General features: G+C 63.8%; 14 protein-coding genes. 7 read left to right on the top strand and 7 right to left on the bottom strand.

Annotated elements, in window-relative coordinates; all coding sequences use genetic code 11:
• The first annotated feature begins 22 nt into the window (after nucleotides 1–22).
• The 5 genes from ABLV49_RS13005 (at nucleotide 23) to ABLV49_RS12985 (ending at nucleotide 4,910) form a co-directional block, all read left to right on the top strand.
• A complete protein-coding gene (locus ABLV49_RS13005; RefSeq protein WP_349276984.1) occupies nucleotides 23–406 on the top strand; it encodes a DUF2946 family protein in 384 nt (127 codons plus the stop codon).
• Between the two features lie 157 nt (nucleotides 407–563).
• Nucleotides 564–2,861, top strand: coding sequence for a TonB-dependent receptor (locus ABLV49_RS13000; RefSeq protein WP_349281707.1), 2,298 nt, complete (start codon nucleotides 564–566; stop codon nucleotides 2,859–2,861).
• Between the two features lie 177 nt (nucleotides 2,862–3,038).
• Nucleotides 3,039–3,620: a YcnI family copper-binding membrane protein gene (locus tag ABLV49_RS12995; protein WP_349276982.1), complete on the top strand. Its 582-nt coding sequence runs from the start codon at nucleotides 3,039–3,041 to the stop codon at nucleotides 3,618–3,620.
• A 64-nt stretch (nucleotides 3,621–3,684) separates the two neighbouring features.
• A complete protein-coding gene (locus ABLV49_RS12990) occupies nucleotides 3,685–4,182 on the top strand; it encodes a copper chaperone PCu(A)C (protein WP_349276980.1) in 498 nt (165 codons plus the stop codon).
• A gap of 197 nt (nucleotides 4,183–4,379) precedes the next feature.
• Nucleotides 4,380–4,910 carry a hemerythrin domain-containing protein gene (locus ABLV49_RS12985; protein ID WP_349276979.1) on the top strand — a complete coding sequence of 177 codons (531 nt, stop codon included), beginning with the start codon at nucleotides 4,380–4,382 and terminating at the stop codon, nucleotides 4,908–4,910.
• 126 nt (nucleotides 4,911–5,036) lie between these two features.
• Here the strand turns inward: ABLV49_RS12985 and ABLV49_RS12980 are convergent, their stop codons facing one another.
• Genes ABLV49_RS12980 through crcB form a run of 3 tightly spaced genes read right to left on the bottom strand, consistent with a single transcriptional unit; the run spans nucleotide 5,037 to nucleotide 7,211 of the window.
• Nucleotides 5,037–5,594, bottom strand: coding sequence for a DUF4276 family protein (locus tag ABLV49_RS12980; RefSeq protein ID WP_349276977.1), 558 nt, complete (start codon nucleotides 5,592–5,594; stop codon nucleotides 5,037–5,039).
• Complete coding sequence (locus ABLV49_RS12975) at nucleotides 5,591–6,784, bottom strand: AAA family ATPase (RefSeq protein WP_349276975.1); 1,194 nt, start codon at nucleotides 6,782–6,784, stop codon at nucleotides 5,591–5,593. Before ABLV49_RS12975 ends, ABLV49_RS12980 begins: the two co-directional genes overlap by 4 nt.
• 40 nt (nucleotides 6,785–6,824) lie before the next feature.
• Complete coding sequence (gene crcB / locus ABLV49_RS12970; RefSeq protein ID WP_349276973.1) at nucleotides 6,825–7,211, bottom strand: fluoride efflux transporter CrcB; 387 nt, start codon at nucleotides 7,209–7,211, stop codon at nucleotides 6,825–6,827.
• Between the two features lie 94 nt (nucleotides 7,212–7,305).
• On the opposite strand from crcB, the gene ABLV49_RS12965 reads away from it, so the two are divergent.
• Complete coding sequence (locus tag ABLV49_RS12965; protein ID WP_349276971.1) at nucleotides 7,306–10,917, top strand: hydantoinase B/oxoprolinase family protein; 3,612 nt, start codon at nucleotides 7,306–7,308, stop codon at nucleotides 10,915–10,917.
• Between the two features lie 169 nt (nucleotides 10,918–11,086).
• Nucleotides 11,087–11,779 (top strand): DUF3047 domain-containing protein, encoded by a 693-nt coding sequence (locus ABLV49_RS12960; protein WP_349276969.1) that lies wholly within the window; start codon nucleotides 11,087–11,089, stop codon nucleotides 11,777–11,779.
• A 616-nt stretch (nucleotides 11,780–12,395) separates the two neighbouring features.
• Here the strand turns inward: ABLV49_RS12960 and mnhG are convergent.
• The 4 genes from mnhG to ABLV49_RS12940 are packed head-to-tail and all read right to left on the bottom strand — an operon-like array spanning nucleotide 12,396 to nucleotide 15,248.
• Entirely contained in the window at nucleotides 12,396–12,767 is a 372-nt protein-coding gene (gene mnhG / locus ABLV49_RS12955) for a monovalent cation/H(+) antiporter subunit G (RefSeq protein WP_349276967.1), read from the bottom strand.
• Nucleotides 12,764–13,042 (bottom strand): K+/H+ antiporter subunit F, encoded by a 279-nt coding sequence (locus ABLV49_RS12950; protein WP_349276966.1) that lies wholly within the window; start codon nucleotides 13,040–13,042, stop codon nucleotides 12,764–12,766. The genes mnhG and ABLV49_RS12950 overlap by 4 nt, the downstream gene beginning before the upstream one ends.
• On the bottom strand, nucleotides 13,039–13,530 hold the full coding sequence (locus ABLV49_RS12945) for a Na+/H+ antiporter subunit E (RefSeq protein ID WP_349276964.1): 492 nt from the start codon (nucleotides 13,528–13,530) through the stop codon (nucleotides 13,039–13,041). Before ABLV49_RS12945 ends, ABLV49_RS12950 begins: the two co-directional genes overlap by 4 nt.
• Nucleotides 13,527–15,248, bottom strand: coding sequence for a monovalent cation/H+ antiporter subunit D (locus ABLV49_RS12940; protein ID WP_349281705.1), 1,722 nt, complete (start codon nucleotides 15,246–15,248; stop codon nucleotides 13,527–13,529). Before ABLV49_RS12940 ends, ABLV49_RS12945 begins: the two co-directional genes overlap by 4 nt.

Genomic DNA, 15,248 nt, shown 5'->3' with positions numbered 1-15,248 from the left:
GTCAACTCTCTACAATCGCGCCGTGTCCACCCGCCCATCCGCTCGCCCAGCCCTGTCCGTATGGGCGCGCCTGGCCGCTTTTCTGAGCTTTCTGGCGGTGCTGTCGGCGCTGGTGGCGCCGCTGTCGATGCTGGCCGAAGAGGTGCGCACCGGCCAGCTGGGCGGCCTCTGTAGTGCTAACGCGGTCTCGGGAATCAGCGCGGACGACGGCTCCGGTGATGCACCGCAGGCCGGCGCGCATTGCGACCTGTGCGGCGCGCTGGGCTGGGCCTTGCCGCCGCGGCCCGTCGCGGCCATTCCCTGCTTTGCCGGCGAACAGGTGGCCGCCGCCGATTTTCCGGCCGATGTCGTCACCACCAACCCCGGGCTGCCTTTCAGCCGTGGGCCTCCCGCACTTTTGAACTGAACCGCCTCCACCGAGGCTTGGGCTTGCGTGCTGACCGATGGGGTCTGCGCGCCTTTTATCGTTCCGTTCAATCGTGTGTTTCATGAAATCCCCAAGATATTTCCGTTCATTTTTTCCCTTTCATCCGACGGGCATCGCCGCTGCCGTTGCCGCGCTGATGCTTCCCCTGGCGGCGTTTGGCCAGGCCCCGGCCGGTGATGCTCCGCCTGACGCACCGGTCAAGTCGCTGGGCGTGGTCACCATCAACAGCGGCCAGCCAACCTCGCTGCCCACGCAGATCCCGACCACCATGGAGGGCGTCACGCGCGAGCAGTTGGCCCAGACCATCAACGCCACCGACAGCGAGGACGCGCTCAAGTACCTGCCCAGCCTGTTGGTGCGCAAGCGCTACATCGGCGACTACAACCACGCCATTTTGTCCAGCCGCGCCTCGGGCACCGGCAACAGCGCGCGCTCGGCGGTGTATGCCGACGGAATTTTGCTGTCGAACTACCTCGGCAACGGTGTCGGCGGCTTGAGCTTTCCGCCGCGCTGGGGCCTGGTCACGCCCGAGGAAATCGAGCGCGTCGATGTGATGTACGGCCCGTTTTCCGCCGCCTACGCCGGCAACTCGGTCGGCGCCGTGGTGGACTACGTCACGCGCATGCCGACGAAGTTCGAGGCGCACGCCGGCATCAGCCACGTCAGCCAGCCGTTCGAGCTGTACAGCACGAGCGCTACCTACAGCGCCACCCAGGCCAGCGCCTCGCTGGGCAACAAGAGCGGCGACTGGTCGTGGTTCATCAACGCCAGCCACACCGACAGCCATGGCCAGCCGCTGACCTTCCCGGCCCGCGTCGTGGCCACCGGAACGCCCGGCAATGCCGGCACGGCGGTCTTCGGCGCGGTGCTTGAGCGCAACAACGCCGATGCGCCGTGGTACATCCTGGGCACCGGCACCGAGTACCACACGGTCCAGGACCACCTCAAGATCAAGCTGGCCTACGACATCACGCCCACGCTGCGCGCCGCCTACACGCTGGGCTACTGGCAGAACACCTCCGAGGGCCGCCCGGCGTCCTACCTGCGCAATGCGGCCGGGCAGCCGGTTTACAGCGGACTGGTCAACATCAATGGCCGGTCCTTCAATTTGACGGGCGGCGACTTTGCGCTGACCAACGAAAGCCTGAGCCACGTCATGCACGGCCTGTCGGTCAAGAGCCTCGCGTTGGGCGAATGGGACTGGGAAGTGGCCGCCAGCCTGTACGACTACAGCCGCGACCTCAAGCGCCAGAACGCTGCCGGCAATCCTTTGCCGGCAGCGGCCACGGGCGGCGCGGGCACGCTTGCCGATGGCAGCGGCACCGGCTGGAACACGCTGGCCTTGAAGGGCATCTGGCGCCCGCAGGGCATCCAGGGCGCGCACATCGCCGACTTTGGCGTGCAGCAGGACAGCTACAAGCTGCGCTATCGCACCAACAATATCGCCGGCAACTGGCAGGCCGATGGTGCCGGGCTACTTGCCAGCCAGGTGCGCGGCGACACGCAATTGCAAAGCCTGTACGCGCAGGATGCCTGGGCCTTCGCGCCGGGCTGGAAGACCGTGCTGGGCGCGCGGCTGGAGCGCTGGACGGCGTCGAACGGCCTGACTGATTTTTCGGCCAGCAGCGCCTTGGGTTTTCCTTCGCGCAGCGAGAGTTTTGTCTCGCCCAAGGCCGCGCTTTCCTACCAGTGGGCAGCGGACACCGTGCTCAAGGCCTCGGCGGGCCGGGCGGTGCGCTTTCCGACCGTGGGCGAACTCTATGGCGCGACCTCGACGGCCAATTCGCAATACATCAACGACCCGAACCTGCGGCCTGAAAAATCGTGGACCACCGAGCTGACGGCGGAAAAAGACCTGGGCAGCGGCCTGCTGCGCCTGACCTTCTTCACCGAAAACACGCGCGACGCGCTGTATTCGCAAACCACGTTTGATTCGGCGGCCAACCTCAACATCAGCCGGGTGCAGAACATCGGCCGCATCGCCACCAAGGGCCTTGAAGCGGCTTACAACGGTTTTGACGTGGGCATGAAGGGGCTGGACCTAGGCGGCAGCATCACCTACGCCGATTCGGTCATCAAGGAAAACAGCGGTTTTGTCGCCACGCCGGGCGACACCGTCGGCAAGCAGCAGCCCAATATTCCGCGCTGGCGCGCCACGGCCGTGGCGAGCTATCGCTTCAATCCGCAGTGGACGGCCACGCTGGGGGCGCGCTACAGCGGCGCGCAGTTCCGTACGCTGAACAATGCCGATGTGAACGGCACCACCTACCAGGGCGTCAGCAGGTACTTCACCGCCGACCTGCGCGTGCGCTGGCAGGTCAGAAAAACCGTCGCGGCGGCCTTCGGCATCGAGAACCTGAACAACGACAAGTACTGGAACTTCCACCCGTATCCGCAGCGCAGCTACATGGCCGAGCTGAAGTTCGACCTGTGAGCCACAAACCACTTAGGTCAACAATAACTTCCCTGCGTCATACCCGCGAAGGCGGGTATCCAGACTCGTTTGAGTGTTCAATCCGTGTTGCTGGATTCCCGCCTACGCGGGAATGACGAACGGGAAGTTATTACTTTCCACCTCCACTTGATCTCATCGCACTTTCAACAATCCATCATGAACCCTTCAATAGCTATAAAAATGATAGCTGCCGGCGCACTCTGCATCAGCGCAATGCCCGCTTTTTCTCATATTTCCCTGGACGCCAAAACGGCGCTGGCCGGCAGCACCTACAAAGCTGTTTTCCAGGTCGGCCACGGCTGCCAGGGCTCGGCGACGACGGGCATCAGGGTTCAAATCCCCGCCGGTTTCCAGGGCGCCAAACCCTACCCGAAAGCCGGCTGGACCTTGTCCGTCCAGCAGGAAAAACTCGCCAGACCCTACGACAGCCACGGCAAGCCGGTCACCGAAGACGTCACCGTGGTGGCCTGGACGGCGGCCGGCAAGGAGGCGGCGCTGCAGGATGCGTTTTTCGACGAGTTCGTGCTGCGCGGCAAATTGCCGGAAACCACCGGGCCGCTGTGGTTCAAGGTGCTGCAGACCTGCGAAAGCGGCAGCAACGACTGGAGTGAGACTCCGGCCTCGGGCAATTCCGCCAAAGGCCTGAAATCGCCTGCGGTCTTGCTGGAAGTCACCGGCCCCGAAGCCGCCGCACCCATGCCCGCCATGGTGCATGCGCCAGGCGCCCATCAGCACTGAGCACCGCGCCGGCGTGAATCATGCCGGCTTCTGAATTTTTTCAACCTGACCACCGGAGATTCCCATGAAATTCAAAATATTGACCGCAGCCTTGCTGCTGGCCTGCAGCGCCCTTCATGCCCAAACCGTCGAGGTCAAGGGCGCCTGGGTCCGCGCCACCGTGCCGGGCCAGCAAGGCACGGGCGCGTTCATGCGCATCACCGCCAGGGACGGCGCCAGGCTGGTCGGCGTTTTGTCACCCGTGGCCGGCGTTGCCGAGGTGCATGAAATGAAGATGGAAGGCGACATCATGAGAATGCGCGCCGTGCCCGTGCTGGATTTGCCGGCCGGCCAGACCGTGCCATTGCAGCCCGGCGGCTACCACGTCATGCTGATGGAGCTGAAGCAGCCCCTGCCCAAGGGCAGCACGGTGCCGCTCACGCTGCGCCTGCAGGATGCCAAGGGCGTTGAAAGCCGGCTTGAACTGACGCTGCCCGTGAGTGCGGTGGCTCCTTCAGCCGCCGGAAACGACGCAGGGCCGGTTGATGAAAAAGCCGGCGACCACGGCGCCCACAAGCATTGAAGGCTGGTCCACCCGGGCTTGACCAGTGTGTAACGCCCTGTTTCAACAGGTGTTGAAGCCGATAAAACTTTGACCTGTGTCATGGCGCTCAAGCCAGGCTCGGGGCATTCTCTGGCTTCATCACAATAATCCGGGAGACTGCTATCAAACACACCAGCCTGCAAATCATTCGCGACGAGCATTCGTCACTGGCCGCCATGCTCCGCTCCATGACCATGATGGTTGAGCACGGCCCCGGAGACAACCCCGAGCAGTTCTTCGACGTGCTGCGCGCCATGCTGTTCTACATTGATGAATTCCCCGAGCGCCTGCATCACCCCAAGGAATCCGACCTGCTGTTTCCGCGCGTGGTCCGTGCTTCGCCGTCGCTCATGGCCGCCGTGCAGAAGCTGGAAAACGACCACATCAACGGTGAAAAAGCCGTGCGCGAACTGCAGCACCTGCTGCTGGCCTGGGAACTCCTGGGCGAGCCGCGCAGGCCGGCTTTCGTGGCCGAGTGCAATCGCTACGTGAAGTTTTACCTGGAGCACATGCGGCTTGAGGAAACCGTGATCCTGCCCGAAGCCGAAAAAGTGCTGACCCCTGCCGAATGGAAGGAACTCGATGCGGCCTTCGAGAAGAACTGCGATCCGCTGGCCGGCAAATATTCGCCCGACCCGGCCTATGACCGCCTGTTCACGCGCATCGTGATGCGGGCGCCAGCGCCGATTGGGCTGGGCGACGCGTGATTCTTGGGCGCTGGCATCAAGCTAGTGAGTCAAAAAGTGCTTTTGCGCACGTCTAGCCTGCACAGGCAGCTATAAAAAACAGAGCGGTCCTGATGCCTGCCGCCGTCATGACAATGGCGCTGGACATTACCCCTTAGCCATATCCTCAAGCGTTTGCATCAAGACCCGGAAACTTGGCGACTTGTTGTTGACGGTCTTGAGATGAGGCGCAATCTTGCGTGCGCCTTCGCGCTTTTGGTAGCTGGGGAGGTGTCGCTTGATTTCTTCTGCCGGGTTGCCCAGTTCGTCGGGTGTGCGGTATTTGGCTTTTTTCGCCTGGGCGGCTAGCGCAGGCTTGCCAAACCCCGCAGCAATGGCAGCCCAGTCTCCGACAAAAAAGCTCTCCAGTTCCCGGCAGGCAATTCGTATGACTGCTGCTGGCTGACCGGCCTCATCGCACAGGCGCCGCAGCCGCGCCTTGATGTCGGCACAATCTGCGCTGTCCTGATCGCGCATCACGATGAAACGGCTGTTCGGCTTGAGCCAGTATTTCATGCGCCGCACCAGTTGCTTTTCCAGATCCTGCTTGCCCTGGAAAACTTGAAAATGCGGCGTGATATGCGCTGGCATCACCGTGGGCCATATACCCTGCAAAAAATCCTTCTCGGAGGGGCCTTCCAGAAAGAACACCAGATGCTCAATCATGGATTGGCGCCTTCAAACAGGCCACTTGTCCACAGGTAGCCCATCTGGTCGCCTTCTGCCATGTAAGCTTTGAGTTGGGCCTCATCGCGTGCGCGATGAATCGTCGAGTAGCCGCCCTCCTTGACCAGCCAGAACACTTCATCCAGCTCGACAGCATTGAGAAAATCTGGAGAGTGCGTGGTCACGAAGACCTGTCCGCCCCGCTGCGCATAGGCGCGAAACTCTTCGGCCAGGTCCGACAGCAATGAAGGGTAGAGCTGGTTTTCTGGCTCCTCCACGCACAGCAGAGGATGGGGTGTCGGGTCAAACAAGAGCACCAGATAGGCCAGCATCTTGATGGTGCCGTCAGACACGTAACGCGCTAGAAATGGATCTTCAAATGCTCCGTCCTGGAACTTCAGCAGCACGCGGCCTTCTTCGGTTGTCTTGGCTTCCACCTTGGTAACACCTGGCACCCGAGACTGCAGGCGGTTGAGGATTTTTTGAAAGGTGTCGGGGTGGTTTTTGTAGAGGTACTCGACCACCAGCGACAGGTTTTCACCTTCACGCGACAGATGATCGGCATAACCTGCTTCCGCTTCGGGGCGGGCTCGGCTGATGTGAAAGTCCGACAGGTGCCAATTTTCTATCAGGTTGCCCAGCGCCACCACGGCAGGGAAGCGCTCAAACTGCGCCAGCCCCTTGATGGCCAGAATGTCCGGGCTTTTGAGGGTTTGCTGTTCTCGCTTGAGTTGGCTCTCATCCGTCACGGAGTCAAGCTCATTCGTCACGGCTTCGCCCACACCGTTGGAGAAGTCGAGAAAATGCCAGGGCTGTCCCCGGCTGCCTCGCCGGTATTTCAGGATTTCACGGGTAACGGCGGGACGGCCGTTCAACTCGCCAATGTGCAGCTCGTAGGTAATGAGCTGGCTTTTGCCGCTCGCAAGCACGGTGCGCAGCTTGATCTCGATTTCCATGGGGCCGGTGGTTCCCCGGCTGCGCACTTCATTTAGGCCACGGCTGCCGCCCAGCCGCCCCAGAGCCGCTGTCAGGTTGGTGGTCATTGCGTCACGCAGGAAGGCAAACACCGAAAACAAGGTGCTTTTGCCCGTGCCGTTGGCACCCACCAGCACGCAAAAGCGTGGAATATCGCGCAGGTTGACGTCCTTGAAGGTACGAAAATTTTTTAGACGAATGGCTTCGATTTGCATGTCTCAGAACTCCAGTTTTATGATGTTTGGCAATGTTCTGCTAATGAGTCTGGGCAGCTATAAAAAACAGAGCGGTCTTGATGCCTGCCGCCGTCATCAAGAGCGAGCCCATCACATGGATCACGGCGACGCCTGCGGCCATGCCGTAGCGCGCTTCGAGCAGGTAGGTCACGACCTCGGCCGAAAAGGTCGAAAACGTCGTCAACCCGCCCAGAAAGCCGGTGATCAGCAGCAGGCGCCAGACCGGGTCAATCTGCGGCATGGCCTGGAACACCGCAATGGCCATGCCGATCAGGTAGCCGCCCAGCAGGTTGGCCGCCAGCGTTCCCCAGGGAATCAGGCCGCCGGGCGACAGCCACAGGGACAAGCCCCAGCGGGACAGCGCGCCCAGCGAGGCGCCGATACAGATGGCAAGAACAGGCAGCATGGATAAAAGCAGGTGGTTGACGTGACAATGCAGCCATGACTTTAACCGCGCAGCCCGGGCCGGTCCTGGCTGCGCTGTCCTGAAAGACAAGCCCATGAAAAAACTTTGGCAGTTCTGGATTGACCGGGGCGGCACCTTCACCGACATCGTTGCCAGGAAGCCCGACGGCTCGCTGGTCACGCACAAGCTGCTGAGCGAAAACCCCGAGCAATACCGCGATGCAGCGGTCGCCGGCATCCGCCACCTGCTGGGCCTGAAAAGCGGCGAGGCAATTCAAGCCGACGTGGTGGAGTGCGTGAAGATGGGCACCACGGTCGCCACCAATGCGCTGCTCGAACGCAAGGGCGAGCCCACGCTGCTGGTTACCACGCGCGGCTTTCGGGATGCGCTGCGCATTGCCTACCAGAACCGGCCGCGCCTGTTCGACCGCCACATCGTGCTGCCCGAACTGCTCTACAGCGCCGTGGTCGAAGCCGATGAACGCGTCGGCGCGCAGGGCGAAGTGCTTCGGCCGCTGGACGAGGCGCTGTTGAAGCAGGAGCTGCTGGTGCAATACCAGCAAGGGCTGCGCAGCGTTGCGATTGTTTTCATGCACGGCTACCGCTTTACCGGCCATGAGAAGGCCGCCAGGCGTATCGCGCAGGAAATCGGCTTCACGCAGATCAGCACTTCGCACGAAACCAGCCCGATGATGAAGTTCGTCAGCCGGGGCGACACCACCGTGGTTGATGCCTACCTGTCGCCCATCCTGCGCCGCTACGTGGAGCAGGTGGCCGGCGAGATGCCGGGCGTCAAGCTGTTCTTCATGCAGTCGTCGGGCGGCCTGACCGATGCGCATGCGTTCCAGGGCAAGGACGCAATTTTGAGCGGACCGGCCGGCGGCATCGTCGGCATGGCGCGAACGGCGGCGATTGCGGGCATTGAAAAGGTGATTGGCTTTGACATGGGCGGCACCTCGACCGATGTGTCACATTACGCCGGCGAGTTCGAGCGCGAGTTCGAGACCCAGGTGGCCGGCGTTCGCATGCGCGCGCCGATGATGAGCATTCACACCGTGGCGGCCGGCGGCGGCTCGATGTTGCGGTTTGACGGCGAGCGCTTTCGCGTCGGCCCGCAAAGCGCTGGCGCCAACCCCGGCCCGGCCAGTTACCGGCGCGGCGGCCCGCTGGCCGTGACCGACGCGAACGTGATGCTGGGCAAAATCCAGCCGCGTTATTTCCCCAGGGTGTTTGGGCCGCAGGCCGATGAGCCCTTGAGCGCCGAGGCGGCGCAGGCCGGGTTCGGCGAACTGGCGCTGCAGGCCGGCCGCAGCGCCGAGGACGTGGCCGAGGGCTTCATCCACATTGCCGTGCAGCAGATGGCCAATGCGATCAAGAAAATCTCGGTCGCGCGCGGCTACGACGTGACGCGCTACACGCTGCAGTGCTTTGGCGGCGCCGGCGGCCAGCACGCCTGCCTGGTGGCCGATGCGCTGGGCATGACGCGGGTGTTCGTGCATCCGCTGGCCGGTGTGCTGAGTGCTTACGGCATGGGGCTGGCCGATCAGAACGTGATCCGCGAGCAGGCGGTGGAACTGAAACTGTCGCAAGCCGCATTGCCTGACATCGCCGGCAAACTCGACCGCCTGGCGGCCACCGCCGAAGCCGAATTGCAGCGCCAGCAGGTCAGCATGGGCGCCGTCACCAGCTACCTGCGCGTGCATGTGCGCTACGAAGGTAGCGACGCGGCGCTGATCGTGCCTTTTGGCAGCCTGGTGCAAATCGAAGCCAGTTTCGAAGCCGCCTACCGCCAGCGCTTTTCATTCCTCATGCACGGCAAGGCGCTGGTGGTCGAGGCCGTGTCGGTCGAATCGGTGGTGGCGGGCGATGCGCCGGCCGAGCCGCGCCATGCCCTGCACGCGCCGCGCGACATGGCCGAAGTGCGCCGCGAAACCGTGCGCATGTATTCGGGCGGCCACTGGATTGATGCGGCGCTGGTGGTGCGCGAAGACCTGCGGCCCGGCGACATCATCCCCGGCCCGGCCATCATTGCCGAGCACAACGCGACCACCGTGGTCGAGCCCGGCTGGGAAGCCAGTCTGACGGCTCTGGACCACCTGGTGCTGGAGCGGCGGGCGCAGCGTGCCATCAAGTTCGCGGCCGGCACGACGGTCGATCCGGTGCTGCTCGAAGTGTTCAACAACCTGTTCATGAACATTGCCGAGCAGATGGGCCTGCAGCTGCAGAACACCGCCTACTCGGTCAACATCAAGGAGCGGCTGGACTTCAGCTGCGCGCTGTTCGATACCGAGGGCAACCTGATCGCCAATGCGCCGCACATGCCGGTGCACCTGGGCTCGATGGGCGAGAGCATCAAGACCGTGATCCGCGAGAACGCCGGCAGGATGCAGCCGGGCGACGTGTATGCGCTGAATGACCCCTACCACGGCGGCACGCACCTGCCCGACATCACGGTCATCACGCCGGTTTACCTGGACAGCGCCGAACCGATTTTTTACGTCGGCTCGCGCGGCCACCATGCCGACATCGGCGGCATCACGCCGGGCTCGATGCCGCCGTTTTCCACCCGCATCGAAGAGGAGGGCGTGCAGATCAACAACTTCCTGCTGGTCGAACGCGGTGTGCTGCGCGAGGCCGAGATGCTGGCGCTGCTGAACAGCGGCGAATACCCATCAAGGAATCCGCAGCAGAACATGGCCGATTTGAAGGCGCAGATTGCCGCGAATGAAAAAGGCGTGCAGGAGTTACGCAAGATGGTCGGGCATTTCGGCCTGGGCGTGGTGCTGGCCTACATGCGCCATGTGCAGGACAACGCCGAGGAATCGGTGCGTCGCGTCATCACCCGGCTGAAGGACGGCGAATTCACCTTGCTGCTGGACAACGGCGCGCAGATCACGGTGGCGATTCGCGTCGATACGCACAACCGCAGCGCCGAGATCGACTTCACCGGCACATCGGCGCAGCAGACCAACAACTTCAACGCGCCCACGGCGGTCTGCATGGCGGCCGTGCTCTACGTCTTCCGAACGCTGGTGGACGACGACATTCCGCTCAACGCCGGCTGCCTGAAGCCGCTGAAGGTCATCATTCCCGCAGGATCGATGCTGAACCCGAACCCGCCCGCCTCGGTGGTGGCCGGCAATGTGGAAACCTCGACCTGCATCACCAACGCGCTCTACGGCGCCCTTGGCATCATGGCGGCGGGCCAGTGCACCATGAACAATTTCACCTTCGGCAACGAGCGCCACCAGTACTACGAAACCATCTCGGGCGGCTCGGGCGCCGGCGGCGTGATGGACGATGCGGGCCGGCTGGTGTCGGGCTTCAACGGCACGTCGGTGGTGCAGGCGCACATGACCAATTCGCGGCTGACCGACCCCGAGGTGCTGGAGTTCCGCTTTCCGGTGCGGCTGGAGAGCTACGAAATCCGCGCCCACTCGGGCGGCGCCGGAAAGTGGATTGGTGGCAACGGCGGTGTGCGGCGCGTCAGGTTCCTGGAGCCGATGACGGCCAGCATCCTGTCCAACGGCCGAAAATACGGCGCTTTCGGCATGGCCGGCGGCCAGCCGGGCGAGGTCGGGCTGAACCGCGTGGTGCGCGCCGACGGCCGGGTTGAAACGCTGGCGCATATCGGCCAGGCCCAAATGCAGCCGGGTGATGTGTTCGAGATTCACACGCCGGGCGGCGGAGGATTTGGAAACACTTGACACCGGGCGGTCCTGCTCTAATGGGCGTGCAGACACCACGACCAGAAACGGCTTTGACATGAACCTGAATCGCTTGCCATCAACGCTCCCAACAAGCCGGAATGCTATTTTTTTAATAGCTGCTTGTGCTTTGTGGGTGTGCGTAAATACCGCTTTTGGCCAAACTTCCGTGCCGGTTGAGGCGCCCACTGCCGCGCCGCACCTGAGCCTTTTTTCGTCGGCCAGCGGCACGGAGCCGCCAGTGCCCTGGCGCGTGGTGGCCCTGCCCAGGGGCCACAAGCCGCTGACGCACTTCGACATCACGCCGATGGATGGGCATCCGGTGCTGCGGGTGCAGACCGACCATTCCTACGCCAACCTGGTGCATGACCTGCCGGACGTTGCGCTGGCGCCCGGCATGCATTTGAATTGGCGCTGGCGCCTGGACCAGCCGCTGCGCCATGCCGACCTGCGGCAGCGCGCGGGCGACGACAGCCCGCTCAAGGTCTGCGCGCTGTTTGACCTGCCCATCGAGCAGCTCGGATTCGTCGAGCGCAACCTGCTGCGCGTGGCGCGCTCGGTCAGCGGCGAATACCTGCCCGCCGCCACGCTGTGCTATGTGTGGGACGCCACGCTGCCGCCCGGAACGCTGCTGCACAACGCCTTCACCCATCGCATGCGGATGATCGTGCTGGACAGCGGCGAGCAGCACCTGGGCCAGTGGGTGACGCACCGGCAAGACCTGGCGGCGGATTTTCACCGGGCCTTCGGCGAGGAAAGCGCGACTTTGCCGCCGCTGCATGCCGTGCTGGTGGGTGCTGATTCGGACAATACGGCTGACCATAGCCTGGCTTATGTCGGGGATATCACGCTTTTGCCTTGAGGGGGCTGGGTTGGCTTTGGTTGGTTGGGCTGGCCGGGTTTTCGGCCCGGCGGCCGACTCACTTTTCTTTGCTTCGCCAAAGAAAAGTAAGCAAAAGAAAGGCGACCCGCAGTCCGAGTCCCTGCGCTTTGCTTGCCCAGCACAGGCTCGGCCAGGACGGGTTTGGATCGGATTCGGATTCAGAATCGGGGAGCAGAGCGCGCATGGCGCGTTCTGCGTATTCGGCTGTTGGCTGTTGGGCTGCTGGTATTGGTTTTTCCCCGAGTCCCCCTTCTGTCAGCGCTGAGGAGCGGAAGTCCAGACGGACAAGGGCTCGTGCTTGTCTGAGCCGAAGGCGAGTTTGCACGAGACCCCGGCTGGACTGAGCACCGCAGGGTGCCCGAAGCGAAGCGTAGGGTCGCGGACAGCAGGGTCGCCTTTTCTTTGGTGACTTTCTTTTGGCGAAGCAAAAGAAAGTTACTTGCCGCCGGGCAACCCCCGGCCAGCCCAACCCAGAAGCGCCAACCCAGCCACCAATCAAGCACAGGATTTCGTCAAGGCATAAGCTGATTCTTTACGCTTTCCCATGCCAAATCAGCCTTCTGCGCAATAGCTGCGGGCACCTACAGCTATCAATTCAGGAGTCCTTGACCCCAGGCGGAACGACGCGGCTGACGCTGGGCGGGACGTCCTGGCCCATCTGCCGCGCACGAAACAGGCTGGCGCGCATCAGGAAAATGGTCGGGATGGGCACGGTGATGGCGATGAACACCGCGATCAGCAGCGGAAAAACGGCCAGCTCACCCTGCCGGAGCGAGAAAAAAAGCACCATGCCCCACATCACGCACCAGCAGCCCAGCGTGGCGATGATGGCCGGCGCATGCACGCGCTCGAAAAACGTCGGCAGGCGCAGCAAGCCAAACGAGCCCAGCAGCGCCAGTCCGGCGCCCGCCAGCACCAGCGCGGCCACGCTGATTTCAGCCCACATCGGCAGGACAAAGCCCGTCATTCGATCACCTCGCCGCGCAGCAGGAACTTGGCCATCGCCGTGGTGCCGACAAAACCCAGCAGCGCAATCAGCAGCGCCGCCTCGAAATAATGGCTGCTGCCGTCGATCAGGCCCAGCATCAGCATCGCCAGCATGCCGTTCATGTACATGCAGTCCAGCGCCAGCACCCGGTCCTGCGCCGAAGGCCCCTTGATCAGCCGGATCATGGTGCAGAGCATGGCCAGCGCCAGCATGCACAGGGCCAGCGGCAGCGCCCACGAAAGTATCGGGTTCATGGCTCAAAAATCTCCATCAATGGACGCTCGTAACGCGCCTTGATCTGCGCGGCCATGGCGCTGGCGTCATCGACTTCAAGCGCGTGCAGCAGCAAGGTGGCGCGGTCCAGCGACAGCTCGGCCCAGGCGGTGCCGGGGGTGAGGCAGACAATCATGGCCAGCGCCGCCAGCGCATTCGGGTCGCGCAGGTCCAGCGGCACCTGCACAAAACCGGGTGGATGGCGCCGGCTGCCCGGCCTGAGCAGCAAACCAATCACGGCGATGTTCGAGCGCACCGAGTCGCCAGCTACCGTGGCCAGCAGGCGCAGCGCCACGCCCGGCCTGCGGATGCGCACCGGCATCGGCCGCAGTCCGGCGGTCAGCACGGGAATCGCCAGCGCCAGGACCAGCGCCAGCAGCACATGGCCCGCGCCCAGCGTGCGGTTCAGCAGCAGCCACAGCACGAACAGCGCCGCCGACAGCAGCGGCGCGGGCAGGATTTTTTTCATGGCGCCTCCTTCGGGGGTTCGACCCGTGGCGCCTGCGGCCCCGGTATCGGCCGGGCGGACATGACCGCTCGCACATAAAGGTGGGGCGCGTGCAGCGCATCGGCGGTGGCCTGCATGTAGCGCATGACCGGGCCGGCCTGCAGCGTCAGGAGCAGGCAGGCGCCCAGCAAAAAGGCGATGGGCAGGCCTTCGAGCACGCGCAGCTGCAGCGATGCGCGGTCGTAGGTCGCCCAGAAATGCAGGATGCCAGCACGCGTCAGCGCAATCAGCGCCAGCAGGCCGGTGCCGATCAACAGCGCCACGAGCATCCAGCCCGCCGCGCCCGGAGGCTGCGCGCCCGGCTGGCCGAGCCCGAGGGGGTTGAGCAAGGCCGTCAGCATGGCGAATTTTCCGACAAAGCCGGACAGCGGCGGCAGGCCGGTGATCACCAGGGTGCAGGCCATGAAGGCCAGGCCGAGCAAGGCCACGGCGGCGGGAATCACCTGGCCGGTGAGCACTTCCTCGTCCTGGTCAAGGTTCAGGCCCACGGCGGGCACCAGTTCGGCCGTCAGGAAAGGCGCTTCGTCGTCGTCGAAAGGCGACTGGCTGGCGCCGTCATTGCGCCAGCGGTCCATCAGGTCGGCCAGCAGGAACAGCGCGCTGATGGCCAGCGTGGAACTCGGCAGGTAATAGAGCAGGCCGGCCGTCAGCAGGGGCTGGCCGAACCCGGCGGCGGCCAGCAGGCTGCCCGACGACAGGATGGCGCCATAACCGGCCAGGTAGCCAATCCGCTGCGAGCCGAGCATGCCGATGGCGCCAAACACCATCGTCACCATGCCGCCGCCTGTCAGCCACAGGCTGCCGAACTGCGCCGAAGGCCCGGCGTCAATGCCAAACAGCAGCAGCCACAGCCGCAGGATCACGTAGATCCCGACCTTGGTCATGAGGGCAAACAGCGCGCCGACCGGCGCCGTCGCCGCGCTGTAGGCCGGCACCAGCCAGAAGTTCAGCGGCCAGATCGCCGCCTTGATCAAAAAGGCCGTGGCCAAAATGCCGGCGGCCGCATGCAGCAGGCCCCGGTCCGCCTCGACGACCTGCGGAATGGCTTGCGCCAGGTCGGCCATGTTCAGCGTGCCGGTGATGCCGTACAGCATCGACGCGCCGATGAGGAACAGCGACGACGCGGCCAGGTTGATGGCAATGAAGTGCAGCCCCGACTGCACGCGCGCGCGCCCCGAGCCGTGCAGCAGCAGCCCGTAGGAGGCGGCCAGCATGATCTCGAAGAACACGAAAAGGTTGAACAGGTCGGCCGTCAGGAAGGCGCCGCACAGGCCCATGAGCTGGAGCTGGAACAGCGGGTGAAAGTGAACGCCGGCACGGTGCCAGCGGGCGGCGGCAAACACGCTCGATGCCAGCGCGATGGTGCTGGCCAGCACCAGCATCATGGCCGACAGGCGGTCCAGCGCCAGCACGATGCCATAGGGCGCCGGCCAGTTGCCCGCCAGGTAAACGTCCATGGTCGAAGCCGCGCCTTGCTGGTCGGCCCAGCCCAGCAGGGCCAGCGACACGCCAAGGCCCAGCAGGGTCGAGCCCATGTTGACGATCAGCTTGAAGCGCTGCCTGTCTTCCCGCATCAGCAGCATCAGCGCGGCCGTGAGCAGGGGCAGCAAGATCGGCGCGAGCATCAGGTGCGGCATCAGCGGCGCCATCGCCTGGTTCAGTGAACTTGTCAGGCTCAT

This window comes from Polaromonas hydrogenivorans (assembly GCF_040105105.1).
Lineage (GTDB): Bacteria > Pseudomonadota > Gammaproteobacteria > Burkholderiales > Burkholderiaceae_C > Polaromonas > Polaromonas hydrogenivorans.
The sequence above is the reverse complement of the archived record's forward strand: the minus strand, read 5'-3'. Positions and strand labels throughout refer to the sequence as shown.

What these genes read in the sequence shown, in the direction of transcription:
- ABLV49_RS13000 (WP_349281707.1), top strand. Translation starts at nt 564, where the DNA reads ATGCTTCCCCTGGCGGCGTTTGGCCAGGCCCCGGCCGGTGATGCTCCG.
- ABLV49_RS12975 (WP_349276975.1), bottom strand. Translation starts at nt 6,784, where the DNA reads ATGCAAATCGAAGCCATTCGTCTAAAAAATTTTCGTACCTTCAAGGAC.
- ABLV49_RS12965 (WP_349276971.1), top strand. Translation starts at nt 7,306, where the DNA reads ATGAAAAAACTTTGGCAGTTCTGGATTGACCGGGGCGGCACCTTCACC.
- ABLV49_RS12985 (WP_349276979.1), top strand. Translation starts at nt 4,380, where the DNA reads ATGCTCCGCTCCATGACCATGATGGTTGAGCACGGCCCCGGAGACAAC.
- ABLV49_RS12945 (WP_349276964.1), bottom strand. Translation starts at nt 13,530, where the DNA reads ATGAAAAAAATCCTGCCCGCGCCGCTGCTGTCGGCGGCGCTGTTCGTG.
- ABLV49_RS12995 (WP_349276982.1), top strand. Translation starts at nt 3,039, where the DNA reads ATGAACCCTTCAATAGCTATAAAAATGATAGCTGCCGGCGCACTCTGC.
- ABLV49_RS12940 (WP_349281705.1), bottom strand. Translation starts at nt 15,248, where the DNA reads ATGAGCCTGACAAGTTCACTGAACCAGGCGATGGCGCCGCTGATGCCG.
- ABLV49_RS12990 (WP_349276980.1), top strand. Translation starts at nt 3,685, where the DNA reads ATGAAATTCAAAATATTGACCGCAGCCTTGCTGCTGGCCTGCAGCGCC.
- ABLV49_RS12950 (WP_349276966.1), bottom strand. Translation starts at nt 13,042, where the DNA reads ATGAACCCGATACTTTCGTGGGCGCTGCCGCTGGCCCTGTGCATGCTG.
- crcB (WP_349276973.1), bottom strand. Translation starts at nt 7,211, where the DNA reads ATGCTGCCTGTTCTTGCCATCTGTATCGGCGCCTCGCTGGGCGCGCTG.
- mnhG (WP_349276967.1), bottom strand. Translation starts at nt 12,767, where the DNA reads ATGACGGGCTTTGTCCTGCCGATGTGGGCTGAAATCAGCGTGGCCGCG.
- ABLV49_RS12980 (WP_349276977.1), bottom strand. Translation starts at nt 5,594, where the DNA reads ATGATTGAGCATCTGGTGTTCTTTCTGGAAGGCCCCTCCGAGAAGGAT.